The organism is Pseudomonas edaphica (genome assembly GCF_965277385.1).
Taxonomy (GTDB): Bacteria; Pseudomonadota; Gammaproteobacteria; order Pseudomonadales; family Pseudomonadaceae; genus Aquipseudomonas; species Aquipseudomonas edaphica.
The window spans coordinates 1,445,450-1,470,480 of sequence record NZ_OZ255725.1; the positions used below are offsets into that span (position 1 = coordinate 1,445,450).

21 protein-coding genes are annotated in these 25,031 nt (G+C 61.2%); 8 read left to right on the plus strand and 13 right to left on the minus strand.

Going from position 1 to position 25,031, the window contains the following annotated elements; genetic code table 11:
* Nucleotide 1: 1 nt before the first annotated feature.
* From pheA to mtnA, 4 genes are all read right to left on the minus strand, one after another.
* Nucleotides 2-1,096, minus strand: a complete 1,095-nt coding sequence (pheA, locus tag ACQY47_RS06380) for a prephenate dehydratase (protein WP_003172650.1) — start codon at nt 1,094-1,096, stop codon at nt 2-4.
* Nucleotides 1,096-2,181, minus strand: coding sequence for a 3-phosphoserine/phosphohydroxythreonine transaminase (serC, locus tag ACQY47_RS06385; RefSeq protein ID WP_026013609.1), 1,086 nt, complete (start codon nt 2,179-2,181; stop codon nt 1,096-1,098). Before serC ends, pheA begins: the two co-directional genes overlap by 1 nt.
* Nucleotides 2,182-2,427: 246 nt before the next feature.
* Nucleotides 2,428-5,091, minus strand: a complete 2,664-nt coding sequence (gyrA, locus tag ACQY47_RS06390) for a DNA gyrase subunit A (RefSeq protein ID WP_017136106.1) — start codon at nt 5,089-5,091, stop codon at nt 2,428-2,430.
* A 423-nt stretch (nt 5,092-5,514) separates the two neighbouring features.
* Nucleotides 5,515-6,585: an S-methyl-5-thioribose-1-phosphate isomerase gene (gene mtnA / locus ACQY47_RS06395; RefSeq protein WP_428556551.1), complete on the minus strand. Its 1,071-nt coding sequence runs from the start codon at nt 6,583-6,585 to the stop codon at nt 5,515-5,517.
* Between the two features lie 109 nt (nt 6,586-6,694).
* Here mtnA and ACQY47_RS06400 point away from each other — a divergent pair, with 109 nt between their 5' ends.
* From ACQY47_RS06400 to ACQY47_RS06415, 4 genes are all read left to right on the plus strand, one after another.
* Nucleotides 6,695-8,026: a TRZ/ATZ family hydrolase gene (locus ACQY47_RS06400; RefSeq protein WP_017136108.1), complete on the plus strand. Its 1,332-nt coding sequence runs from the start codon at nt 6,695-6,697 to the stop codon at nt 8,024-8,026.
* A 64-nt stretch (nt 8,027-8,090) separates the two neighbouring features.
* Nucleotides 8,091-8,789 carry a bifunctional 2-polyprenyl-6-hydroxyphenol methylase/3-demethylubiquinol 3-O-methyltransferase UbiG gene (gene ubiG, locus ACQY47_RS06405; protein ID WP_003172645.1) on the plus strand — a complete coding sequence of 233 codons (699 nt, stop codon included), beginning with the start codon at nt 8,091-8,093 and terminating at the stop codon, nt 8,787-8,789.
* Between the two features lie 4 nt (nt 8,790-8,793).
* Nucleotides 8,794-9,465, plus strand: coding sequence for an N-acetylmuramic acid 6-phosphate phosphatase MupP (gene mupP, locus ACQY47_RS06410; protein WP_099549098.1), 672 nt, complete (start codon nt 8,794-8,796; stop codon nt 9,463-9,465).
* 166 nt (nt 9,466-9,631) lie between these two features.
* Complete coding sequence (locus tag ACQY47_RS06415) at nt 9,632-10,372, plus strand: YciK family oxidoreductase (RefSeq protein WP_428556554.1); 741 nt, start codon at nt 9,632-9,634, stop codon at nt 10,370-10,372.
* Between the two features lie 166 nt (nt 10,373-10,538).
* Here the strand turns inward: ACQY47_RS06415 and ACQY47_RS06420 are convergent, their stop codons facing one another.
* Genes ACQY47_RS06420 through ACQY47_RS06445 form a run of 6 tightly spaced genes read right to left on the minus strand, consistent with a single transcriptional unit; the run spans nt 10,539 to nt 16,702 of the window.
* Entirely contained in the window at nt 10,539-12,053 is a 1,515-nt protein-coding gene (locus ACQY47_RS06420; RefSeq protein WP_236460668.1) for an ABC transporter substrate-binding protein, read from the minus strand.
* Between the two features lie 35 nt (nt 12,054-12,088).
* Nucleotides 12,089-13,060 carry an ABC transporter ATP-binding protein gene (locus ACQY47_RS06425; RefSeq protein ID WP_428556556.1) on the minus strand — a complete coding sequence of 324 codons (972 nt, stop codon included), beginning with the start codon at nt 13,058-13,060 and terminating at the stop codon, nt 12,089-12,091.
* On the minus strand, nt 13,057-14,013 hold the full coding sequence (locus ACQY47_RS06430; protein WP_428556558.1) for an ABC transporter ATP-binding protein: 957 nt from the start codon (nt 14,011-14,013) through the stop codon (nt 13,057-13,059). Before ACQY47_RS06430 ends, ACQY47_RS06425 begins: the two co-directional genes overlap by 4 nt.
* On the minus strand, nt 14,010-14,867 hold the full coding sequence (locus tag ACQY47_RS06435; protein WP_428556560.1) for an ABC transporter permease: 858 nt from the start codon (nt 14,865-14,867) through the stop codon (nt 14,010-14,012). The genes ACQY47_RS06430 and ACQY47_RS06435 overlap by 4 nt, the downstream gene beginning before the upstream one ends.
* Nucleotides 14,864-15,811 (minus strand): ABC transporter permease, encoded by a 948-nt coding sequence (locus tag ACQY47_RS06440; protein ID WP_428556562.1) that lies wholly within the window; start codon nt 15,809-15,811, stop codon nt 14,864-14,866. Before ACQY47_RS06440 ends, ACQY47_RS06435 begins: the two co-directional genes overlap by 4 nt.
* A 3-nt stretch (nt 15,812-15,814) precedes the next feature.
* The gene (locus tag ACQY47_RS06445) at nt 15,815-16,702 is read right to left on the minus strand and encodes a proline iminopeptidase-family hydrolase (protein WP_428556564.1); all 888 of its coding nucleotides are present in this window, start codon (nt 16,700-16,702) and stop codon (nt 15,815-15,817) included.
* A gap of 183 nt (nt 16,703-16,885) precedes the next feature.
* Here ACQY47_RS06445 and ACQY47_RS06450 point away from each other — a divergent pair, with 183 nt between their 5' ends.
* Nucleotides 16,886-17,650, plus strand: a complete 765-nt coding sequence (locus ACQY47_RS06450) for a LuxR family transcriptional regulator (RefSeq protein ID WP_017136115.1) — start codon at nt 16,886-16,888, stop codon at nt 17,648-17,650.
* Between the two features lie 93 nt (nt 17,651-17,743).
* Nucleotides 17,744-18,676: a proline iminopeptidase-family hydrolase gene (locus tag ACQY47_RS06455; RefSeq protein ID WP_428556566.1), complete on the plus strand. Its 933-nt coding sequence runs from the start codon at nt 17,744-17,746 to the stop codon at nt 18,674-18,676.
* Nucleotides 18,677-18,775: 99 nt separating this feature from the next.
* Here the strand turns inward: ACQY47_RS06455 and ACQY47_RS06460 are convergent, their stop codons facing one another.
* Nucleotides 18,776-20,278 carry a nucleobase:cation symporter-2 family protein gene (locus ACQY47_RS06460; protein ID WP_428556568.1) on the minus strand — a complete coding sequence of 501 codons (1,503 nt, stop codon included), beginning with the start codon at nt 20,276-20,278 and terminating at the stop codon, nt 18,776-18,778.
* A gap of 158 nt (nt 20,279-20,436) precedes the next feature.
* Between ACQY47_RS06460 and ACQY47_RS06465 the strand changes: the two genes are divergently transcribed.
* Entirely contained in the window at nt 20,437-21,270 is an 834-nt protein-coding gene (locus tag ACQY47_RS06465) for a nucleoside-binding protein (RefSeq protein WP_428556570.1), read from the plus strand.
* A 158-nt stretch (nt 21,271-21,428) separates the two neighbouring features.
* On the opposite strand, the gene punC is transcribed toward ACQY47_RS06465, so the two are convergent.
* Entirely contained in the window at nt 21,429-22,613 is a 1,185-nt protein-coding gene (gene punC, locus ACQY47_RS06470; protein ID WP_428556572.1) for a purine nucleoside transporter PunC, read from the minus strand.
* A gap of 122 nt (nt 22,614-22,735) precedes the next feature.
* Here punC and punR point away from each other — a divergent pair, with 122 nt between their 5' ends.
* Nucleotides 22,736-23,650: a DNA-binding transcriptional activator PunR gene (punR, locus tag ACQY47_RS06475; protein ID WP_017136120.1), complete on the plus strand. Its 915-nt coding sequence runs from the start codon at nt 22,736-22,738 to the stop codon at nt 23,648-23,650.
* Between the two features lie 119 nt (nt 23,651-23,769).
* On the opposite strand, the gene ACQY47_RS06480 is transcribed toward punR, so the two are convergent.
* Complete coding sequence (locus tag ACQY47_RS06480; protein WP_428556574.1) at nt 23,770-24,939, minus strand: aspartate aminotransferase family protein; 1,170 nt, start codon at nt 24,937-24,939, stop codon at nt 23,770-23,772.
* Nucleotides 24,940-25,031: the final 92 nt, after the last annotated feature.

The window sequence follows — 25,031 nt, forward strand, 5'->3', positions numbered from 1 at the left end:
CTCACAAAACCGCTTTCGGGTAAGAGCCCAGCACCTTGAGTGCCACGGCTTCCTGACTGATTTTCTCCAGCACCCCTTTGACCAGCGGGTCGCGGTGGTGGCCGATGAAGTCGATAAAGAACACATAAGTCCATTTACCGCTGCGCGAAGGGCGAGTTTCGATTCGCGTCAGGTCAATCCCGTTATCGTGGAACGGCACCAGCAGCTCATGCAGCGCGCCGGGCTTGTTGCTCATGGAGACGATGATCGAGGTTTTGTCGTCGCCGGTCGGCGGCACTTCCTGGCTGCCGATCATCAAGAAGCGCGTGGAGTTATCCGGGCGGTCTTCGATTTTTTCGGCCAGGCGCGTCAGGCCATACAGGCCCGCAGCCATGTCACCGGCGATGGCCGCCGAATTCCACTCACCCTTGACCCGCTTGGCCGCTTCGGCGTTGCTGGACACCGCCACGCGCTCGACATTCGGGTAATGCGCGTCCAGCCACTTGCGGCACTGGGCCAGCGATTGGGCGTGGGAGTAGATACGGCTGATGCTGTCGGTCTTGGTGTTCTCGCCCACCAGCAGGTGGTGGTGGATACGCAGTTCGACTTCACCGCAGATCACCATGTCGTGCTCAAGGAAGCTGTCCAGCGTGTGGTTGACCGCGCCTTCGGTGGAGTTTTCCACCGGCACCACGCCAAAATTCACCGCACCGGCCGCCACTTCGCGGAACACTTCATCGATGGCCGCCATCGGTTTGCTGATCACCGCGTGGCCAAAATGCTTCATGGCCGCTGCCTGGGTGAAGGTGCCTTCCGGGCCGAGGTACGCCACCTTAAGTGGCTGCTCCAGCGCCAGGCACGACGACATGATTTCACGGAACAACCGCGCCATCTCTTCGTTGCCCAACGGGCCTTTGTTGCGCTCCATCACGCGCTTGAGCACCTGGGCTTCGCGCTCAGGCCGGTAGAACACCGGCACTTCGCCTTCAGCCAGGGACGCCATTTTCACGCGGGCGACTTCCTGGGCGCAGCGCGCACGCTCACTGATCAGCTCCAGGACTTTCTCGTCCAGGCTGTCAATACGTACACGCAGGGCCTTGAGTTCTTGCTCAGACATTAGCCGTGTTCCTTTTCGAACTCTGCCATGTAGGCAACCAGCGCGTTGATCGCGTGGATGTCGACAGCGTTGTAGATGGAGGCGCGCATGCCACCGACCGAACGGTGGCCCTTGAGGTTCAGCAGGCCACGTGCGTCGGCACCGGCCAGGAATGGCTTGTCCAGGCGGTCATCGGCCAGGCGGAACGGCACGTTCATCCACGAGCGGTCGGTGAGGTTGATCGGGTTGCTGTACAGGCCGCTGGCGTCGATGAAGTCGTACAGGGTGCGCTTCTTCTCTTCGTTGAGCTTGCCCATGGCGGCAACACCACCCTGCTCTTTCAGCCATTCAAACACCAGGCCCGACAGGTACCAGGCGAACGCCGGCGGCGTGTTGTACATCGAGCCATTATCGGCCGCGACCTTGTAGTTGAGCATGGTCGGGCACAGCGAACGCGCGCGGCCCAGCAGGTCTTCGCGGACGATGTTGACCAGGATGCCGCTCGGGCCGATGTTCTTCTGCGCACCGGCGTAGATCATGCCGTATTTGGACACATCGATCGGGCGCGAGAGGATGTCCGAAGACATGTCGCACACCAACGGCACGTCACCCACTTCCGGCACCCAGTCAAACTCCAGGCCGCCGATGGTTTCGTTGGCGACGTAGTGTACGTAGGCCGCGTCTTTGGACAGCTTCCACTCGTTCTGACCCGGAATGGCGAAGTAATCGTACGGCTTGGCGGTACCCGCCACGTTGACGTGACCGTAGCGCGAGGCCTCTTCAATCGCCTTCTGACCCCAGATACCCGTGTCGATATAGTCGGCAGTGCCGTCTTCCGGCAGCAGGTTCAGCGGAATCTGGGCGAACTGCTGGCTCGCGCCGCCTTGCAGGAACAGCACCTTGTAGTTGGAAGGGATGTCCAGCAAGTCGCGCAGATCCTGCTCGGCCTTGGTGGCGATGGACACAAACTCATCGCTGCGATGGCTCATTTCCATCACGGAGAGGCCTTTTCCATGCCAGTCGAGGAGTTCACCCTGCGCACGCTGCAGGACTGCTTCAGGAAGCGCCGCGGGACCGGCACAGAAGTTATAGGCTCTCTTGCTCACATCCAATCTCACTCTGATCTGGTTGGGGCTGCAATCATGTTCGGCAACGGCCTTGCGCTGGCGCGAGCCCTTGTGGGAGCTGGCTTGCCTGCGATACAGGCACCTCGGTAGTTGCAGTGATACCGCGGTGATGCTATCGCAGGCAAGCCAGCTCCCACAGGGATCGAAGCCAGACCAAGGACCTGTGTTTCAAAGGGGACACAAACAACAAGGGGGCGAATCTTCATCCGCCCCCTGTGTGTCCGCTTATTCCTGCGGTTCTTCTTCGTCTGCGGCAGCATCGAGGGTTGGCTCGTCGACGTTGTCATCGCCGGTTGCGATCACCTCGCCATCGAACACTGCACCGTCTTCGCCTTCCAGCTCTTCGCCTTCGACTTCCGATGGCTCCTGAACGCGCTCCAGGCCTACCAGCGTTTCGTCGCTGGCCAGCTTGATCAGCGTCACGCCCTGGGTGTTACGGCCCAGGCTCGACACTTCAGCCACACGGGTACGCACCAGAGTGCCCTGGTCAGAAATCAGCATGATCTCCTCACCATCAAGCACCTGCACCGCGCCAACCAGACGGCCGTTGCGGTCGTTGCTGACCATGGCGATTACGCCCTGGCCGCCACGCTTGTACTCCGGGAACTCGCTGATGGCGGTCCGCTTGCCATAACCACGCGCCGAAGCGGTGAGGATCTGGCTGCCTTCTTCCGGGATCAGCATCGAAATCAGCTTCTGCCCTTCCGGCAGACGCATACCGCGCACACCGCGAGCGGTACGGCCCATGGCGCGAACGTCGGATTCCTTGAAGCGTGTCACTTTGCCGCCATCGGAGAACAGCATGACTTCACGCTCGCCATCGGTGATGGCCGCAGAGATCAATACGTCGCCTTCGTCCAGCTCCAGGGCGATCAGGCCCACGCTGCGCTGGCGGCTGAAGGATTCCAGCGGAGTCTTCTTCACGGTGCCTTTGGCGGTGGCCATGAAGATGAAGTGACCTTCGGTGTATTCCTCAACCGGCAGCATGGTGGTGATGTATTCATCACTGTCCAGCGGCAGCAGGTTAACCAACGGACGACCACGGGCAGCGCGGGAGGCTTCCGGAATCTCGTAGGTCTTGAGCCAGTACACCTTGCCTTTGCTGGAGAACAGCAACAGCGTGGTGTGGCTGTTGGCAACCAGCAGGTGAGCGATGTAGTCCTCATCCTTCACGCCGGTAGCCGATTTACCTTTACCGCCACGACGCTGAGCCTGGTACGCAGCCAAGGGCTGGGTCTTGGCGTAGCCACCGTGGGAAATGGTCACCACACGTTCTTCTTCCGGGATCATGTCACCCAGGGTCAGGTCGAGGCGCGCATCGAGGATTTCGGTGCGGCGCACGTCGCCGTATTCGGCACGGATCACTTCCAGTTCTTCGCGGATCACTTCCATCAGGCGCACAGCGCTGTTGAGGATGCGGATCAGCTCGCCGATCTGGTTGAGAATCTCCTGGTACTCGGCCAGCAGTTTCTCGTGCTCCAGGCCGGTCAGACGGTGCAAACGCAGTTCCAGAATGGCCTGGGCCTGTTCCGGCGACAGGAAGTACTTGCCGTCGCGCAGGCCGTATTGCGGGTCCAGGGTCTCCGGGCGGCACGAATCGGCACCGGCACGTTCAACCATCGCCACGACAGCGCTGGATTCCCACGGCATCTTGATCAGCGCTTCCTTGGCTTCCGACGGCGTCGGCGAAGCCTTGATCAGCGCGATCACCGGGTCGATGTTCGACAGCGCTACCGCCTGGCCTTCCAGGATGTGGCCGCGCTCGCGGGCCTTGCGCAGTTCGAACACGGTGCGGCGGGTGACCACTTCGCGGCGGTGACGCACGAAGGCTTCGAGCAGGTCCTTGAGGTTCAGGATGCGCGGGCGGCCGTCGATCAAGGCCACTACGTTGATACCAAACACGCTTTGCAGCTGGGTCTGGGCGTAGAGGTTGTTGAGGATCACCTCAGGCACTTCGCCACGACGCAGCTCGATCACCACGCGCATACCGTCTTTGTCAGACTCGTCGCGCAGTTCGGTGATGCCTTCGAGCTTCTTCTCTTTAACCAGCTCGGCGATCTTCTCGATCAAACGCGCCTTGTTCAACTGGTACGGGAGTTCGGTAATGACGATCTGCTGGCGGCCACCGACCTTGTCGATGTCTTCGATCATCGAGCGGGCGCGCATATAAATGCGGCCACGGCCGGTACGATAGGCTTCGATGATGCCGGCACGACCGTTGATGATCGCGGCAGTCGGGAAGTCCGGACCGGGGATGTATTGCATCAGCTCATCGACGGTCAGCTCAGGGTTGTCGATGAGGGCCAGGCAACCGTCGATGACTTCACCGAGGTTGTGCGGCGGGATGTTGGTGGCCATGCCCACGGCAATACCGCTGGAACCGTTGACCAGCAGGTTGGGAATACGGGTTGGCATGACAGCCGGGATCATTTCGGTGCCGTCGTAGTTCGGCACCCAGTCCACGGTTTCTTTATGCAGGTCAGCCAGCAGCTCGTGCGCCAGCTTAGTCATGCGTACTTCGGTGTATCGCATGGCCGCAGCGTTGTCGCCGTCGACCGAACCGAAGTTGCCCTGGCCGTCTACCAGCAGGTAGCGCAGGGAAAACGGCTGGGCCATCCGAACGATGGTGTCGTACACCGCAGTGTCGCCGTGAGGGTGATACTTACCGATCACGTCACCGACAACACGGGCAGATTTCTTGTACGGCTTGTTCCAGTCGTTACCCAGCTCGCTCATCGCGAACAGCACACGCCGGTGCACGGGCTTCAAGCCATCGCGCGCATCAGGCAGTGCCCGACCGACAATTACGCTCATTGCGTAGTCGAGGTAGGACTGTTTCAGCTCGTCTTCGATATTGACCGGGAGGATTTCTTTGGCCAGTTCGCCCATGAGAAGCCTGATTCCTTTTTCGGGTGAAACCTCGTCACATCCATATGGGACGAACGAAGCTCGCCGTTGCTGGCAGAGTGCCTGACAACGACTTACGACAAATCAACGAGTTATGACACGGATCTGCACGTTATGGGCAACCCCTCGGGGCGGCCCTGGAAACCGCCGGATGTTATCACAATCGCCGCCACGCACCTATCCCCCTGATGCGCATGGAGGCTAGTAATTTGACGGATGACAGGCTTGAGAGGGACGAGAGAGGCTCAGAGCGGGGTGGGTGCCGTTTTTTGAGGCTGGATCCAAGGGTTTTATTGACTTACAGGGCCAATCGCGGGCAAGCCCGCTCCCACATGTTGGCCTGCGAGCACCGTAAGTGTGGGAGCTGGCTTGCCTGCGATAGCGATCCAACAGCCACCAAAGCCCTCAATGCAGGCGCTTACGGCACATCAACTTGGCCAGCTTGGCAGTATCAGGCCGTTCGACAATGCCTTTTTCGGTCACGATCACATCAATCAGGTCCGCCGGCGTCACATCGAAGACAGGATTAAACGCCGCAACCTCCAACCGCTGACCGTTAACCTCCAGCAACTCCGCCGCATCACGCTCTTCCAGGCTGACATCATCACCGGTGGCCATCATCAAATCGAGCGTCGAACTGGGCGCCACCACCATAAAACGCACGCCGTGGTGCATGGCACACACCGCCAATTGATAAGTGCCGATCGGGCCGATCACATCACCATTGGCCGCAATGCAGTCGGCGCCGACCACGACCCAGGTCACGCCTTTGGTCTTGAGGATATGCGCACCGGCCGAGTCAGCATTGACCGTGGCCGGGATGCCATCACCCGCCAACTCCCACGCGGTCAGCCGCGAACCTTGCAGCCAGGGGCGGGTTTCATTGACGTAGACATGCTCGACCAAACCCTCCAGGAACGCCGCGCGGATCACCCCAAGGGCCGTGCCCACGCCGCCAGTGGCCAGGGCGCCCGCATTGCCATGGGTGAGGATCGCCTGGGCGTTGCCCTGGTGCTTGCGAATGCGCTCGAGGCCCAATTGGGCCATGACCAGGTTGGCTTCGCGGTCGCTTTCATGGATCGCAATGGCTTCGGTTTCCAGCACCGCCAGCGGGTCGGCGTGTTTTTTGACCCGATCCAGGCGGTCACGCATGCGCTTCAAGGCCCAGAACAGGTTCGCGGCGGTCGGACGGCTATCGGCCAGCAATGCGTAGTCTTCTTCCCATGCCGCCTGCCAGTTACCGCCCTCGGCGATCCGCTCGCGGGCGGCCAGCACCAGGCCGTAGGCAGCACTGATGCCGATAGCCGGCGCGCCACGCACAGTCATGCTGCGAATGGCTTGGGCGACTTCAGCCGCCGTGGTGCAGGCCACCCAGGTTTCCCGCGAGGGCAAGGCACGCTGATCGAGCAGGTGCAGTGCGCCATCACGCCAATCGATGGCCTTCACTTTCTCTGCAGCTAACAGTCGGTCGCGCATCCCTTACCCCGCACTCATGAACAAAAGCCGCCGATTATAGCGATCCGCCAGCCAGGACGCTCGGGTATACTTCGCCCTTCTTTTATAGCTGCCTGGGAAGAAGCCTGCGATGACCTCCACTGCCGCCCCGCTCGACTTATTGCTGCTGCCAACCTGGCTGGTACCTGTCGAACCCGCTGGCGTGGTGCTCAAGGAGCACGGCCTGGGCATCCGTGACGGGCGCATTGCGTTTATCGGGCCACGGGCGGCGGCCTTGAAGCTGACAGCCAGCGAAGTGCGCGAGTTGCCGGGCATGCTGCTCAGCCCCGGTTTGATCAACGCCCACGGCCACGCGGCGATGAGCCTGTTTCGCGGCTTGGCCGACGATCTGCCGCTGATGACCTGGCTGGAAAAACACATCTGGCCCGCCGAAGCCAAATGGGTCGATGAAGCCTTCGTGCGCGACGGCACCGACCTGGCCATCGCCGAACAGCTCAAGGGCGGCATCACCTGCTTCTCGGACATGTACTTCTACCCCAAGGTCGCCAGCGACTGCGTACACAACAGCGGCATGCGCGCGCAGATCGCGCTGCCGATCCTCGACTTCCCGATCCCAGGCGCCAGCAGCGCTGATGAGGCGATTCGCCAGGGCGTGGAGCTGTTCGGCGACCTCAAGCACCACCCGCGTATCAAGATCACCTTCGGCCCTCACGCGCCCTACACCGTGAGCGACGCCAACCTGGAAAAAATCCGCGTGATTGCCGAAGAACTGGACGCCGCCATCCATATGCATGTGCACGAAACCGCCTTCGAAGTGCAACAAGCCGTGGACAAGACCGGCGAACGCCCACTGGCGCGCCTGGGCCGTCTGGGCCTGCTCGGCCCACGCTTCCAGGCCGTTCATATGACCCAAATCAGCGAGGACGACCTGGCTTTGCTGGTAGAAAGCAACACCAGCGTCATCCATTGCCCGGAATCGAACCTGAAACTGGCCAGCGGCTTTTGCCCGGTAGAGCGTCTGTGGCAGGCTGGCGTGAACGTGGCCATCGGCACCGACGGCGCGGCCAGCAACAATGACCTCGACCTGTTGGGCGAAACCCGCACGGCGGCGATGCTGGCCAAGGCTGTCGCGGGCTCGGCCACTGCCCTGGACGCCCATCGCGCCCTGCGCATGGCTACGCTCAACGGGGCGCGTGCCATGGGCCTGGACAGCGAGATTGGCTCGCTCGAAGTCGGCAAGGCGGCGGATATCGTCGCATTCGATCTTTCGGGGCTGGCGCAACAACCGATCTACGACCCGGTCTCAACGCTTATATATGCCACCGGACGCGAGTGTGTGAAACACCTTTGGGTCGCCGGCAAGCAGTTGCTCGACGACCGGCGATTGACCCGCATGGATGAACAACAGTTGACCGCCACGGCCATCGCCTGGGGCCAACGGATCAGCGGGCACAGCGAATAACGAAGGTCTTGAACCGCGCCGTTCAGGACTGAATAACCGATTTATCAGATTTAGAGGATTCACCATGAGCAACGTCGACCACGCCGAAATCGCCAAGTTTGAAGCCCTGGCCCACCGCTGGTGGGACCGCGAAAGCGAGTTCAAACCCCTGCACGACATCAACCCGCTGCGCGTCAACTGGATTGACGAGCGCGTCAACCTGGCCGGCAAGAAGGTGCTGGACGTCGGTTGCGGCGGCGGCATCCTCAGCGAAGCCATGGCCCAGCGCGGCGCCACCGTGATGGGCATCGACATGGGCGAAGCGCCGCTGGCCGTGGCCCAACTGCACCAGCTGGAATCCGGCGTGAGCGTCGAATACCGCCAGATCACCGCCGAAGCTCTGGCCGAAGAGATGCCCGAGCAGTTCGACGTGGTTACTTGCCTTGAGATGCTCGAGCACGTGCCAGACCCATCCTCGGTGATCCGCGCCTGCTTCCGTATGGTCAAGCCGGGCGGCCAGGTGTTCTTCTCCACCATCAACCGCAACCCCAAGGCCTACCTGTTCGCGATCATCGGCGCCGAATACATCATGAAGCTGCTGCCGCGTGGCACCCACGACTTCAAGAAATTCATCCGCCCAAGCGAGCTGGGCGCCTGGAGCCGTCAGGCCGGGCTGACCGTCAAGGACATCATCGGCCTGACCTACAACCCGCTGACCAAGCACTACAAGCTGGCGAGCGACGTGGACGTCAACTACATGATCCAGACCCTGCGCGAGGAGTAAGCCTGTGAAGTTGCGAGCAGTTCTCTTCGACATGGACGGCACCTTGCTGGACACCGCGCCGGACTTTATCGCGATCTGCCAGGCCATGCGCACCGACCGAGGCCTGGAGCCGATCAACCCCCAGCACATCCGCGATGAAATTTCCGGCGGGGCACGGGCGATGGTCGCCGTGACCTTCTCGATGGACCCCGAATCGCCTGGCTTTGAAGCGTTGCGCCTGGAATTCCTGGAGCGCTATCTCAAGGGCTGCGCAATCCACAGCAAACTGTTCGACGGCATGGCCGAGTTACTGGAAGACATCGAGAAATCCAAACTGGTCTGGGGCGTGGTCACCAACAAACCGTTGCGCTTTGCCGAACCGATCATGCAGCAACTGGGCCTGGCCGAGCGTTCGGCACTGCTGATCTGCCCGGACCACGTGAAGAACAGTAAGCCCGACCCCGAGCCGCTGATCCTGGCGTGCAAGATGCTCGACCTGGACCCGGCCAGCGTGCTGTTCGTGGGCGATGACCTGCGCGATATCGAGTCTGGCCGCGACGCTGGCACCCGCACCGCAGCGGTCACCTTCGGCTACATCCACCCGGACGACAACCCACGCAACTGGGGCGCCGACGTGGTAGTGGACCACCCGCTGGAACTGCGCAAGGTGCTGGATAACGCACTGTGCAGCTGCTGATTGTTCGAGCACTGAGATCACTGTGGGAGCTGGCTTGCCTGCGATAGCGGCCTGCCAGCCAGCACTTGCGGTGACTGATACTCCGCCATCGCAGGCAAGCCAGCTCCCACATGAAATGGATTCCACTTCAAGGCCTGTTTCAGCTTGAATTCTGTCGAGGTTTTTTATGTTTGATTACTCCGCACGTCCAGAACTGCTCAAAGACCGGGTGATCCTGGTGACCGGTGCCGGTCGCGGGATCGGCGCGGCGGCGGCAAAAACCTATGCCGCCCATGGCGCTACCGTGCTGTTGCTGGGCAAGACCGAAGCCAACCTGGCCCAGGTGTATGACGAGATCGAAGCGGCCGGTCAGCCGCAGCCGGTGGTGATCCCGTTCAACCTGGAAACCGCCCTGCCCCATCAATACGATGAGCTGGCAGCGATGATCGAAAAAGAATTCGGTCGCCTCGACGGCCTGCTGCACAATGCCTCGATCATTGGCCCACGCACGCCGATCGAGCAGTTGTCCGGTGAGAATTTCATGCGCGTGATGCACGTAAACGTCAACGCGATGTTCATGCTGACCAGCACATTATTGCCACTGCTCAAGCTGTCCCAGGATGCGTCGGTGGTGTTCACCTCCAGCAGCGTCGGGCGCAAGGGCCGGGCGTACTGGGGCGCTTATGGGGTGTCGAAGTTTGCCACCGAAGGCTTGATGCAAACCCTGGCCGACGAGCTGGAAGATGTGGCATCGGTACGCTCCAACAGCATCAACCCGGGCGGCACACGCACCAGCATGCGTGCCCAGGCGTATCCGGGGGAAAACCCGATGGAAAGGCCTGCACCGGAAGACATCATGCCGGTGTACCTGTACCTGATGGGGCAGGACAGTGCGGGGATCAATGGGCAGGCGTTTGATGCGCAGTAAGCACTGACACTGTTCACCTGAAACCCCAATGTGAAACTGGGTTCATGTGGGAGCTGGCTTGTGTGGGAGCTGGCTTGCCTGCGATGCGGGCAACTCGGTCTATCTGTTAAACCGAGTTGATACCATCGCAGGCAAGCCAGCTCCCACATTTGCTTAGCGGTGACCGTTAGTTCTTCACCACTTCCTCAAGGGTAAAACGCCCCAGCGGGTTCTGCAGGAAGTTGCTCACGTTCTTGCGTGAGATGTTGATGTACGGGCTGTAGTACAGGTCAATCCAGTTCACATCCTGCTTCGCCAGCTTCTGCAACTCCACATACATCTGCTCACGCTTGGCCGGGTCGGCCTCGATCCGCGCCTGCGCTACCAGTTCCTTGACCTTGTCGTTCTTGTAGCGGGTCATGTAGTTCTGGTTGGTGTCATGGCCGAGCACGAAAGTGGTCTTCTGGTCCGGGTCGAGGATGTCGTTGGTCCAGTACATCACCGAAATATCGTACTCACCGTCCACCAGCATCTGCCAGCTTTGGGTCGGGTCGACCTTTTGCAGGTTGGCGGTCACGCCGACCTTGGCCAACTGGTCCTTGATGATCACCGCAATCTGCTCGTCAGCTTCGTTGCCGGCGTTGACCACGTAGTTGAGTTTCAAGTCCTTGGCACCAGCCTCTTCCAGCAGTTTCTTGGCGGCGGCTGGGTCATACGGGCGTTGCAGGTTGTTGGCGTAGTGGTACAGCGAGCCTTTGGGGATGTAGGAATAGGCCACGGTGCCTTGGCCGTACGTGGCGCTCTTGACCAGCGACTGCTTGTCGATGGCCATGTCCAGCGCCTCGCGCACCTGCGGCTTGGCCAGCAGGCCGTGGGCGTGGTTGATCAGCAGGTGATCTTCGCGGGTCGACGGGTCGGCATGGATCACCACGCTTTTGTCTTTCTTCAGCTCTTCCACGCGGGAGAACGGCACGAAGATCGCCGTGTCCAGCTCGTTGTTCTGCACCATGCGCATGCGCGTGTTGTCGTCGGTGACCGAGACCCACTCCACGCCATCCAGGCTCACGTTCCTGGCCTGCCAGAAGTTCGGGTTCTTTTTGAGGATCACGCGGTCGCCCTTGCGCCACTCCTCCACGGTAAACGCGCCGGAGGTCACCGGGTTTTCCGAGTAGGCGTCTTCGCCCATCGTGGTCATGGCTTTTTGCGACAGGATCGATACCGTCGGCGAGGCCAGTTGCGAGAGGAAGGCCACAGCCGGGGTTTTAAGGGTGACCACCAGGGTCTGCGGGTCGCTGGCCTTGGCCGTGTTGATCAGGCTGAACGGATCTGCCCACAGCGACGCTTTGTTGTCGCGGATGCGCAACAGGCTGAACGCCGCGTCATCGGCGGTGATCGCCGAGCCATCGGAGAACTTGGCGTCACGCAGCTTGAAGGTGTAGGTCAGGCCGTCCTTGGAAATCTCCCAGCTTTCGGCCAGGCCCGGTTCCATCTTGGTGCCCAGGTTATCCACGCGCACCAAGGTGTCGTAGACGTTGGCGAACACCCACGTGTCGCGGTTCTGTGCGCTTTTGATCGGGTCGAACGTGGTGCTGTCTTCACGGCAGCCGATGGTCAGCACGCCGGCGGCGTGGGCCAGCCCAGCAGTGAGGGACCAGGCGGTCAATGTAGCGGCGGCGAGCAACTTCAAGTGGCGCGATTGCATGTCATAACTCCTTGTTCATGAATGGCAGAAGTGGGTCAAAACAGAGGTTCTTCAAGCACGCAACTGTACCGATGCTCGTGCAGGTAATGGGTCGGCGGCAACACCACGGAACACATCGTCCGGGCGTGCCGGCAACGCGGGTGAAAGGCGCAGCCGGTGGGCAACTTCAGCGGGCTCGGCGGCTCACCGGGCAACGGTTCTGCGGGCAACGGCCGGTGCGGATCAATCTCGGGAATCGCCTCGATCAATGCCGCCGTATACGGATGGCGTGGCGCAGTAAACACTGCTTCCACTGGCCCTTCTTCGACGATTTTGCCCAGGTACATCACCGCCACGCGGTCGCACAGGCGCCGCACGATGGCCAGGTCATGGGCGATAAACAGAATCGCCAGGTTCATGCGCTGTTGCAGCGCCAGCAACAGGTTGATGATCTGGCCCTGAATCGACACATCCAGTGCCGCCACGCATTCATCGGCAATGATCAGACGCGGCTCCACCGCCAGGGCGCGGGCGATGCCGACGCGCTGGCACTGGCCACCGCTGAGGGAGCCGGGTTTACGGCTGGCGAGTTCAGGGCGCAGGCCCACCAGGTCAAGCAGCTCGACCACGCGAGCCGGTATCTGCTCCGGGGCGATCTTGCGCTGCACCCGCAGCACTTCGGCAAGGGTTTCGCCAATGCTGTGTCGCGGGTTCAGGGCAGCGTAGGGGTCTTGGAAAATCATTGCGGTTTCATGCCGCAGGCGGGCGATGTCGATAGCACTGCCCCGCGCCATGTCGACGCCATCGAACAACACCTGCCCGGCGCTGATCGGGGTGAGGTGCAGAATTGCCCGCCCCAGCGTGCTTTTGCCACTGCCGGACTCGCCCACCAACCCCAGGGTTTGACCTGCGGTCAGGTTGAGCGACACACCATTGACCGCCCTCACCCACTGTTTATTAAGGCCCAACACACCCGTGCCGGACGCGGCAAACCGCACCTCCAGGTCCTTGATCTGCAACAGGCTCATGGGCGCTCTCCCAGCGGATAGTGGCAGGCTACGCGCGCACCTTCGGGCAGCAGCTCAGTGCACAACGCCGCCACTTGCGGGCAGCGCGGGTTGAAGCGGCAACCGTCGGGCAAGGCATCCAGTAACGGCGGCTGGCCAGGGATGGTGCGCAGCAAGGCGTGGCCGCTGCTGTGGGCGGGTTGGCAATCGATAAGGCCAGCGGTGTACGGGTGTTGTGGATGGGCCAGCACGTCGTATTTGCTCGCGTGCTCGCACAGGCGTCCGGCGTACATCACCGCGATGGAATCACAGGTCTGCGCCACCACGCCGAGGTCATGGGTGATCATGATGATCGCCAGGCCACGCTGGTCTCGCAGCTCCAGCAGCAGGCGCAGGATCTGCGCCTGCACCGTCACGTCCAGCGCGGTGGTCGGCTCGTCGGCAATCAGCACTTGCGGGTTGCAACCCAGGGCCACGGCGATCATCGCGCGCTGGCGCATGCCGCCGGAGAACTCATGGGGGTAGTTGTCGACCCGCGCCTTGGGATCGGGAATACCGACCTGGCGCAACACCTCGATGGCTTGCAGGCGTGCGTCTTTTTTCGACGCGCCCTGATGCAAACGGATACCTTCGGCAATCTGCTCGCCGATGCGCATCAACGGGTCCAGGTGACTGCTGGGGTTCTGGAAAATCATGCCCAGTTGCCCACCGCGCACGGCGCGCATGCCAGCCTCATCGAGTTGCAACAGGTCGCGACCGGCCAGGCGCACGGCGCCGCCTTGCACCCGCAGGTTGGGCGACGGCAACAGGCGCATCAGGGCGCGACAGGCCAGGGTCTTGCCCGAGCCGCTTTCACCTACCAGGCCGAGGATTTCTCCTTCGGCCAAATCAAAGGACACACGATCAACCAGCGTGACCTCACGCCCGCCATTGTTGGCGATCACGCTGAGGTCCTGCACCTGAAGCAGGCTCATGAACGATCCCCCAACACTTGCGCCACACCATCGGCGAGCAGGCTGAAACCCATGGCCAGGGTCACAATGGCCAGGCCCGGGAAGGTGCAAAGCCACCAGGCGGTGGTGATAAACGCCTGCCCTTCGGCGACCATCGTGCCCCACTCCGCCGTCGGCGGTTGCACGCCCAGGCCCAGGTAGCTCACGGCGGCGCCGTTGAGCAGCACCAGCACGGCGTCGGACATCGAAAACACAATCGAGCCAAACATCGCGTTGGGCAATAAGTGCCGGAACAGAATGCGCCCATGGCCAAAGCCCAGGCTCTTGGCGGCCAGGGCGAAGTCGCTTTCCTTGAGCACCAGGATCTGCGAGCGGATCAACCGCGCATACGACACCCAGCCCACCAACGCCATGGCGATATAAAAACTCTGCAAGCCTGGCCCAAGGATGGCCATGATCGCCAGCATCAGCACCAGGAACGGGAACGCCAGCACCACGTCGATCACGCGCATGCACACGCTGTCGAAACGCCCGCCGATGTAGCCGGAAACGGCGCCGATAAAAGTGCCGATCAGGAACGGGAAGATCACGCCGATAACGGCCAATTGCAGGTCAATCCGCGCGCCCCAGATCACCCTCGAAAGGATGTCTCTGCCGTAGTTATCCGTGCCAAATGGATGGGAAAGGCTGGGCGCCAGCAAACTCAGATCGGTGTTCTGCGCAATCGGGTCATACGGCGCGATCCACGGCGCGAATAACGCCAGGGCCAGCCACATAAACAGGATCAACAGCCCCCACGCAGCGGTCAGCCGACCATTGCGAAAACCAAACCGCAGGCGCAAACGCCACGGCGCAATCAGTGGGCGGCTGCTCATTGCATCTTCACCCGTGGGTCGAGGGCCACGGTCGCCACGTCCGCGACGAAGTTAACCACCACCGTCGCACACGCCAGCACCATCGCCACGCCCTGTACCACCATGTAGTCGCGGGTAAAAATGCCGCGCACCAATAATTGGCCGATGCCGGGAATCGCGAACAGGCTTTCGATCACCACCGTGCCGCTGATCAGCCAGCCGATATTCACCGCCAGCAGGTTAACCGTCGGCACCAGGGAATTGGGTAACACATGCCGACGAAACACCGCCGCCTCGGATAACCCGCGTGCGCGGGCAGCGGTGACATGGTCAGCCTGCAACTCCATCAGCATGCTCGCCCGCAGGTTGCGCACCAGCACCGCCGCCAGCGCCAGCGCAATGGTCAAGCACGGCAGGACCATGTGGTGGGCTTTATCTGTAAACGTGCGACCGTAGCCCGATACCGGGAACAAGCCCCACTTCACACTCAGCAACAAAATCAGCATCAAGCCCAGCCAGAAGGCCGGCATGCCCAGGCCGACCGTGGTGAACACGCGGATCAGGTTATCCGCCCAACCGCCTTTGTTGCGCGCCGCCACGGTGGCCAGCGGCACCGCGATCAACAGCGCCAGCAGCACACTGCCGAGCACCAGCACCAGCGTCGGCTCAATGCGGGTGACGATCAGTTTCAACGCGTCGACCTTATAGAGCAGTGACTGGCCGAGATCGCCCTTGAGCAGGTTCTTGAGGAAGTAGAAATATTGCAGCCACAAGGGCTGGTCCAGGCCGTATTGGGCGCGGATTTTCAGCAGCGCGTCCGGCGTGCTGCGCGAGCCCAGCAAGGCCCGCGCCGGGTCGCCGGGGATCGAGCGCACCAGCACAAAGGTGATCAGGCTGATGCCAAACAACACCGGCAGCAATTGCAGCGGCCGGGACAACACAAAACGGTAACGCGCAAGATTCATCCGTCAGCCTCGGTGGCGAGCGAGGAAGTCCAGCAGCACCGGGAAGTACGCATGGGGTTCCTCATAAAACGGCATATGGCTGCTGTTGGAGAATACATGCAACTCGGCGTGTGTGGCGGCGAGTTTCATGCGATGGGCACAGGCGGGTGTCAGTTCGTCGTGCTGGCCGGTGGTGATCAGGATCGGCATCTTGAAATCGGCCATCTCCGGGATGCGGTTCCAGTCCTTGAGGTTGCCGATATAGAGGAACTCGTTGGGGCCTTGCATGGTTTCGTAAGGCCCCATGTTCCAGTCGCCCAGGGAGCGCTTGACCGGCTCCGGCCATTCGTCCAGACGGCAGACGTGGCGGTAGTTGAGCAAGGTGATAGCGGCCTGGTACTGCGGATGATCGAGTGTGCCCATGGCTTCATGGCGCTGCATCATGGCCACGGTTTCGCTGCCGAGGGCACCGCGCAGGCGTTCGAGCTCCTGGGACAGGTGCGGAATATCGCCGACGGTGTTTTCCAGGATCAGGCTTTTCAGGGCGTCGGGATAGTGGATGGCGTACTCGATGCCCAACCAGCCGCCCCACGAATGCCCAAGCAGATGCACGCGGCCCAGGCCCAGTGCCTGGCGCACGGTTTCGACTTCTTCGACATAACGGCCAATTTCCCACAGGGAAACATCTGATGGTCTGGCTGATGCGCCCGTGCCAAGCTGATCGAATGCAACCACTCGCAGGTTATGCTCTTTGAGCCAGCCATGGGCGTCGCGCAAGTAGTCACACGGCAGGCCCGGGCCGCCGTTGAGACACAAGAGCACCTCATCGCCGTCGCCAAAGCTGTAGGCCACGAGGTTATGGCCATCGACCTGCACGTTGTATTGCTGGTCGGGGGCAATTTCACGCCACATACATACATTCCTTGTGTTGTATCGGCCTGGCAGGTAGCGGCCGTTTACAGGGCCAACACTACCGAGGATGCCGCGCGTCCATAACCTAGTAGTTCTTATAGGTTTGGCCTGGCAGTCCTTCGCCGGGGCGTGGCATTCTACTTGCCGCAAGTCGAGATTCAAATGAATTCGGGAGCAGAACGGATGCTGTCCAAACTTACTGCCTTCAACAACCGCCTCATGCCCGGCAGGAGCCTGGTTGAACAGGTGGACAACACGTTTGTCCTCGCCCAGCAGTTGGGCTTTGATGCGTTGGTGTATGACTACACGCCGGTGCCCATCGACCAGGACGGTTCGCTGATCACGCCTTCGGTGCTGGAGTCGCGTAACACGCCGTCGGACTGGCACGCATTATGGTGCAGCGAAGGTTTTTACCAGATCGACCCGGTGCAGCACCTGGCCTTGAGCACGGTGTCGCCGTTCGTGTGGTCCTATGAGGCCAAAGCCGACACTGCGCTGCAAAAGATCATCGACCCGTGCCATGCGCCCGTGTCCTCTTACCTGCATGAGCGCCAACTGACCTGCGGCGTCACCGTGCCGATCCACCTGCCGCGTGGCGGCTTCGCGTCGCTGACCGGCCTGCGCACCGGCAAGGCCAGCACGGTGCTGGAAGATGCCCAGCAAACCTTGACGGACTTCAGCCTGATCACCCATGCCTTGCAGGAAGCGGCCTACCCGCTGCTGAGCAAAGAGCTACGCACCTACCCGCACATCCATCTGACCAAACGCGAGCGCGAGTGCCTTAAATGGGCGGCCGAGGGCCTGACCGCCGCCGAGATCGCCACGCAGTTAAGCCGCTCACTGGCGGTGGTCACCCTGCACCTGGCCTCGGCCATGCACAAACTGGGTGCCAAGAACCGCGTACAGGCGGTGGTGCGCGCGACCCATTACCGCCTGCTCGAAGATTGATCCGTCGATAAAACCTAGCTGTTTTGCTAGTTACTTAAACGCTGCGTGCCGACTATCGTATCCCTGATCCTTTTTTTCAGAGCAGGGTACGAAATGGAATTCATCGAGAAAGTCCGCGAAGGCTACGCGGCCTTCGGCGCCTACCAGACCTGGTACCGCGTCACTGGCGACCTGGGCACCGGCCGCACGCCCTTGGTGATCCTCCATGGCGGCCCCGGTTGCACCCATGACTACGTAGACGCGTTCAAGGACGTCGCCGCCAGCGGCCATGCGGTGATTCACTACGATCAAATCGGCAATGGCCGCTCTACGCACTTGCCGGACAAGGACGCGTCGTTCTGGACCATCGACCTGTTCCTCGACGAGCTGAACAACCTGCTGGACCACCTGCAGATCAGTGACAACTACGCGATCCTGGGGCAATCCTGGGGCGGCATGCTCGGCAGCGAACACGCGATTTTGCGACCCAAGGGCCTGCGCGCGTTTATCCCGGCCAACTCGCCCACCTGCATGCGCACCTGGGTCAGCGAAGCCAACCGCCTGCGCCAACTGTTGCCCGAAGGCGTGCACCAAACCCTGCTCAAACACGAACAGGCCGGCACTTACCAAGACCCGGAATACCTTGCGGCCGCGCGGATCTTCTATGACCAGCATGTGTGCCGAGTAAACCCATGGCCGGAAGAAGTGGCGCGCACCTTTGCAGCGGTGGACGCCGACCCGACGGTGTACCACGCCATGAGCGGCCCGACCGAATTTCACATCATCGGCAGCTTGAAGGATTGGAGCGTGATCGGGCGCCTGTCGGCGATCAATGTGCCGACGCTGGTGATATCAGGACGCCACGACGAGGCCACGCCCTTGGTGGTCAAGCCGTTCCTGGATGAAATCACTGACGTGCGCTGGGCGTTGTTTGAAGACTCCAGCCACATGCCCCACGTGGAAGAACGCCAGGCGTGCATGGGGACGGTGGTGAAGTTTCTGGACGAAGCGTGTTCGCTGCCGCACCAAGAACTCAAGGCCGGCTGAGTTCAACTGTGGGAGCTGGCTTGCCTGCGATAGCGGTACATCAGTTACAGGTGCAGTGACTGGCTCGCCGCCATCGCAGGCAAGCCAGCTCCCACAGTTTTAGACCTCGGTGGTCTCAGGCTTTGCGGCCTTCCTCGGCACTTGCGCCACCACTGGAATCTCCTTCCCTTCAGCATCAAACAATTTACCGCCACTGAAGTAATCCCCATCGCGCAACGCCGCCACGTCGTGGAAGCACAGACTGCGCTCAGTCCCGGCCACAAACACCGACTGCTGGTCCGAGTTACCGGCAGTGAAGTGGTTGAACGCCAGGTTCAGCAGAATCGCCATGATCGCCGACGAACTGATGCCCGAATGGAAAATGGTCGCGAACCAGGTGGGGAAGTGATCATAAAAGTTCGGCGCTGCAATCGGGATCATGCCGAAACCGATGCTCGTTGCCACGATGATCAGGTTCATGTTGTTGCGGTAATCCACCCTGGACAGCGTGCGAATCCCACTGGCCGCCACGGTGCCGAACAACACAATACCGGCGCCGCCAAGCACCGAAGTCGGCACCGCCGCAATCACCCGCCCCATAAAGGGCAGCAGGCCCAACACCACCAGAAATACACCGCCAGTGGCCACTACAAAGCGGCTTTTCACTCCCGTAACCGCCACTAGGCCGACGTTCTGGGCGAAGGCGCTTTGGGTGAATGAACCGAAGATCGGCGCAAACATGCTCGACAGCATATCGGCACGCAGGCCATTACCCAGGCGCTTGGAGTCGACTTTGGTGTCGATGATCTCGCCGACCGCGAGGATGTCCGCCGAGGTTTCCACCAACGTCACCATCACCACGATGCACATGGAAATGATCGCCGCCACATGGAAGGTCGGCATGCCGAAATGGAAAGGTGTCGGGAAGCCGAACATCGGCCCTTGGGCGACGCTGGAGAAATCCGCCATGCCCAGGAATACCGCGATCACGGTGCCAATCACCATGGCCAACAGAATCGACAGGCGCGAGATGGTCGCGCTGCCGATCTTGCTCAGTAGCAACACCAGCACCAGGGTCAGTGCCGCCAGGCCGATGTTGGCCATGCTGCCAAAGTCCGCTGCGCGGCTATTGCCGCCCATGGCCCAGCGCGCTGCCACCGGCATCAGCGTCAGGCCGATGGTGGTGATCACGATGCCGGTGACCAGCGGCGGGAAGAACTTGGTGATCCGTGAGAATACCGGCGTGATCAATAAGCCGATAAACGACGCGGCCATCACCGCCCCGAGAATCGCCGGCACCCCGCCCGCGCCATCACTGCCTACGATGGCCACCATGGTTGCTACACCGGCAAACGACACGCCCTGCACCAGCGGCAACTGGCAGCCAAAAAACGGCAGGCCGAGGGTTTGCAGCAACGTGGCCAGGCCACCGGCAAACAGCGAGGCAGCAATCAGCAGGCCGATATCCGCCGGCGACAACCCGGCCGCCTGGCCGACGATCAACGGTACGGCAACGATGCCGCCATACATGGTGAGCACATGCTGCAGGCCGTAAGCCATGTTGGCCGCGACGCCGAGATTCTCGTCTTCTGGCCGCTGCGGTGACGCCTTCGGGATAGTCATGGTGAGGGGTTCTCTGTTTTTGTTGTGCGAACACTGTATGCAATGTTTGGACTGGATGTCCATAGAGTTGTATACAATCAATCGAACAAGATACCCTCCATCGGCGTTACAAAAACAATCCGGCCGTCATGAGCCAGAACGCCAAAGGACCTAGAACAATGAAAAAGGCATTACAGGGCGCCACCGTTGCATTGACCCTTCTCGGCGGCGGGGAGGCCGTCGCGCTGGAATGGATGAACAACAGCGTAGGGTTTCGCTACGGCCAGCACTTCACCAACCCCAACAACCCCGACGACTTCAGCAAGCGCATCTACAGCTTTACCCACGCCAGCGGCTACCAGTACGGCAGCAACTACCTGAACCTCGATGTGTTTCTGTCCGACAGCAGCGACCCACGCAAGGGCACCGACCACGGTGGCAGTGAGGTCTACGCCGTGTACCGACACCAGCTGTACGCCTCACGGGTATTCGATGTGCCGCTGGGCACCGGCCTGGTCAAGGATTACGCCCTGACCCTGGGCTTCGACGCCAACCGCAACAACAACTTCGCCTCAGCTAAAAAACGCGCGCTGGTGATCGGCCCGACGTTGAAGTTCAACACCGTCGGCGTGCTGGATTTGAGCCTGATGTACTACAAGGAAAAGAACCACACCGGCATCCCCGGTGCGAAAGAGTCGAACCACACCTTCGACGACACCTACATGCTCAACCTGACCTGGATGCGCCCGTTCGACATCGCCAACCACGCGGCGAAGTTCCAGGGGTTTATCAATTACGTCGGGGAAAAGGGCGAGGACTACCACGGCCGCGACACCGCGCCGGAAACCCTGATGCGCACCGCGCTGATGGTGGCGGTGCGGCCGGGAAAAAGCGTGAAGCCGAACCTGTGCCTGGGGGTGGGTTACGAGTACTGGCATAACAAGTTCGGGGTGGATGGAGGTATGGGTACCCGGACCTCCACGCCTACGCTGAATATGGAAGTGACGTTCTAACTGAAGAAACCCAATCAACTGTGAGAGCTGGCTAGTGTGGGAGCTGGCTTGCCTGCGATGCAGACAACCCGGTGCATCAGGTACACCCAGTTGATGCCATCGCAGGCAAGCCAGCTCCCACACTAGCCCTCTCCCACATGTTTGATTGGGTTTCAGTTTTAGGCGCTTGCGAGTTCCGACTTATCGGCTTTCGGCCGCGCCAGCCAGTAACCCAACACCGCCAGCGGCGCAGTCGCCAGCATCACAATCACGGTGATCAACAGCGGCTGGTCGATCAACGACGACACCAGCAGGCTGCTCAGAAAGCACAGGCCTAACTGCAGGGTGTTCTGCAGCGCCGCCGCCTTACCGGAATTTTCCGCAAAGGGCATCAACGCATTCGCCACCACGATGGGGTAACTCGCACCGTTGACCAACGCCATCAGGCAGAACGGAATCAACAAGGTGGTCAGGGTCGGCACGGTCAAGGTCGCAACCAGGTACAACGCGACCATGCTGATGCAATAGGCCACCAGCAACCACGGCAATAGGGTTTTGCCCTGGTAATGCTGCAAGGCGCTGCGACAGCTGTAACCGCCGACCAGAAAGGACAAGGTCGGCAACACGTAACTTAGGCCGATGTCATTTGGGCTGTAACCCATGTCGCCAAGGATGAACGGCGACGCGGTGAGCCAGGCAAAGAAGCTGGCCGAACAGGCGGCGAAGATCATCACATTGCCGGTAAATACGCGGGAGGTCAGCAACTGCCCATAGCCCAGGCGCGAAGGTTCGCCCTCCTCGGCCCGACGTTTCGGCATTTTGCGCAGCAGCAACGTCGGCAACAGCAACAGCACTGACACGCCCAGCAATACCGCGAAAATCGCCTGCCAGCCAAAGTGGTTCAGCACCATCGCGCCCAACAGCGGCGCCAAGGCCGGTGACAGCGACATCAGCGGCATGATGCTGGCGAACACACGGTGGGCCTTGTCGGCCGGGTAACGGTCAATCACCAGCGCCTGCCAACTCACGGCGGCGGAACACACGCCAATCGCCTGGATAAAACGCAACGCCAATAACTGCGGCGCCGTCTCGACCCAGAACATCCCGGCGCAGCCCAGCACAAACAGGCTCAGCCCGGCGAGCAGCACCGGCTTGCGCCCCAGGCGATCGGACAACGGCCCCCACAGCAACTGCCCGAGCGCAAAGCCGGCGAGAAAAATACTCAAGCTGGCGCCCACCGCGCCCGCACTGATCTGCAACTGCTCGCCCATGGCGCCAAACGCCGGCAAGTACATGTCCATGGCCAGATAACCGAGCATGCTCAGCCCCGCCAGATACCAGGTGAAACCAAAAGAATTTTTCATTGAAGCCTTGTGGATGCTGCCATCAAACTATTTGCTGACTGGCGCCCATTATGAAGCTGACAGGCTGTGTGTGAAGCGATAATAATTGGACACTTGAATCAAATATTTTGAAGGCAACCGCTATGTGGTCCGAATACTCCCTGGATGTAGTCGATGCCGTGGCACGCCATGGCAGCTTCAGCGCCGCTGCCCAGGAATTGCACCGCGTGCCGTCAGCCATCAGCTATACGGTGCGCCAGTTGGAGGAATGGTTGGCGGTGCCGCTGTTTGTGCGCCGTCATCGCGATGTGGAGCTGACTCCCGCCGGCCGTCTATTTATAGACGAAGCGCGCGGGGTGATGAAAAAAATGCTCGGCACCCGGCGTTTGTGCCAGCAGGTGGCGAATGGCTGGAGCGGCCAGTTGAAGGTCGCGGTGGACTCCATCGTCAAACCCCAGCGCTGCCGGCAACTGGTGCTGGATTTTTATCGACAGTTCCCCGAGGTGGAATTGCTGCTCGAATACGAGGTGTACAACGGCGTGTGGGACGCCCTGGCCGATGAGCGTACCGACATTGTGATCGGCGCCACCAGCGCAGTGCCGGTGGCCAGCCGCTTCACGTTTCGGGACATGGGCCTGCTCAACTGGCTGTGTGTGGTCAGCGCCCAGCACCCGCTGGCAAGCGTCAGCGGCTTGCTCAGTGACGACCAACTGCGCCCGTTCGCCTCGCTGTGCATGACCGACACCTCGCGCAACCTGCCCAAGCGTGACACCTGGACCCTGGATAACCAACGCCGTTTGGTCGTGCCCAACTGGGCCTCGGCACTCGATTGCCTGCGCGATGGGCTGTGCGTGGGCATGGCGCCGGCTCATCAGGTATTGCCGTGGGTCGAGCGTGGCGACCTGGTGGCGCTGCAACTGAGCCGACCGTTTCCGGCCAGCCCGTCGTGTGTGGCGTGGGCGCAGGATAAGGTATCGCCGGCGATGAGTTGGTTATTGGAATACCTGGGCGATACCGAAACCATGAACCAGGAATGGCTCAATGGCCCGGATCTCTGAATATCACGCCGATCCAATGTGGGAGCTGGCTTGCCTGCGATAGCGGACTGTCTGTGCCAACTACAGTGGCTGACACACCGCTATCGCAGGCAAGCCAGCTCCCACAGTTTGATCCGGTTTCAATCCAGGAGACGGGTGATGGCCCGCACAATCATCTCAACCTCCTTGGCATCCAGCGTCAGCGGCGGCAACAGGCGGATGATCTTGCCCCGCGTCACATTGATCAGCAGCCCATGCTCCTGGGCCGAACGCTGGGCCAGGTCACGGTAAGGCCTGGCCAACTCGATGCCGACCATCAAGCCCTGGCCGCGAATCGCCAGCACCTGCGGGTGCTCGCTCAACTCCACCCGCAACCGCGCCAGCAGGCGCTCGCCCTGTAGCGCGGCGTTGTGCAGCAAGCCTTGTTCTTCAATGATGTCCAACACTGTGCAACCCACGCGGCAGGCCAGCGGGTTACCGCCAAACGTGCTGCCGTGGCTGCCTGGCGTAAACAACTGGGCCACGGCGTCCCGGGCCAGGCAGGCACCGATGGGCACGCCGTTGCCGAGGCCTTTGGCCAGGGTTATCACGTCGGGCACGATGCCTTCGTGCTGGAACGCAAACCAGGCGCCAGTGCGGCCGATACCGGTCTGGATTTCATCGAGCATCATCAACCAGCCGTGGCGCGTGCAGTGGTCGCGCAGCGCCTTCAGGTAACCGGGCGGCGCGGGCAGCACGCCGCTTTCACCCTGAATCGGCTCGAGCAAGACCGCCGCAATGCGCGTGCCGAATTGCTCGGTAATGGCCGCCAATGCGGCCAAGTCGCCAAAGCGCACCTTGAGAAAGTCCCCCGGCAGGCGCTGGAACCCCAGGCGCACCGAAGGCCCGTCACTGGCGGCCATGGTGCCGAGGGTGCGCCCGTGAAATGCGTTCTCCATCACCACCACCAGCGGCTCTTCAATGCCTTTTTTCCAGCCGTGCAGCCGCGCCAGTTTCAGCGCGGTCTCGTTGGCTTCGGCGCCGGAGTTATTGAAGAACGCACGGTCCAGGCCGGATAACCGCGTCAGGCGCTCGGCCAGGCGCTGCTGCCAGTCGATGCTGTAGAGATTGGAGGTGTGCAGCAACAGGCCCGCCTGCTCGCTGATCGCCGTGACCAATTTGGGGTGGGAGTGCCCGACATTGGTTACCGCCACACCGGCCACGGCGTCGAGGTATTCACGGCCCTGCTGGTCCCACAGGCGCGTGCCCAGGCCACGGGTAAAGCTCAGGGCCATGGGTTGATAGGTGGTCATCAGGCAGGCGGCGGTCATGGTGGCAGGCTCCAGTGCATCGTTGTGATGCTGCCAGTATCGTTAGCCACCTGAGCTGGATAAACTGCGCATTCCTGCAATGACTTTAAACC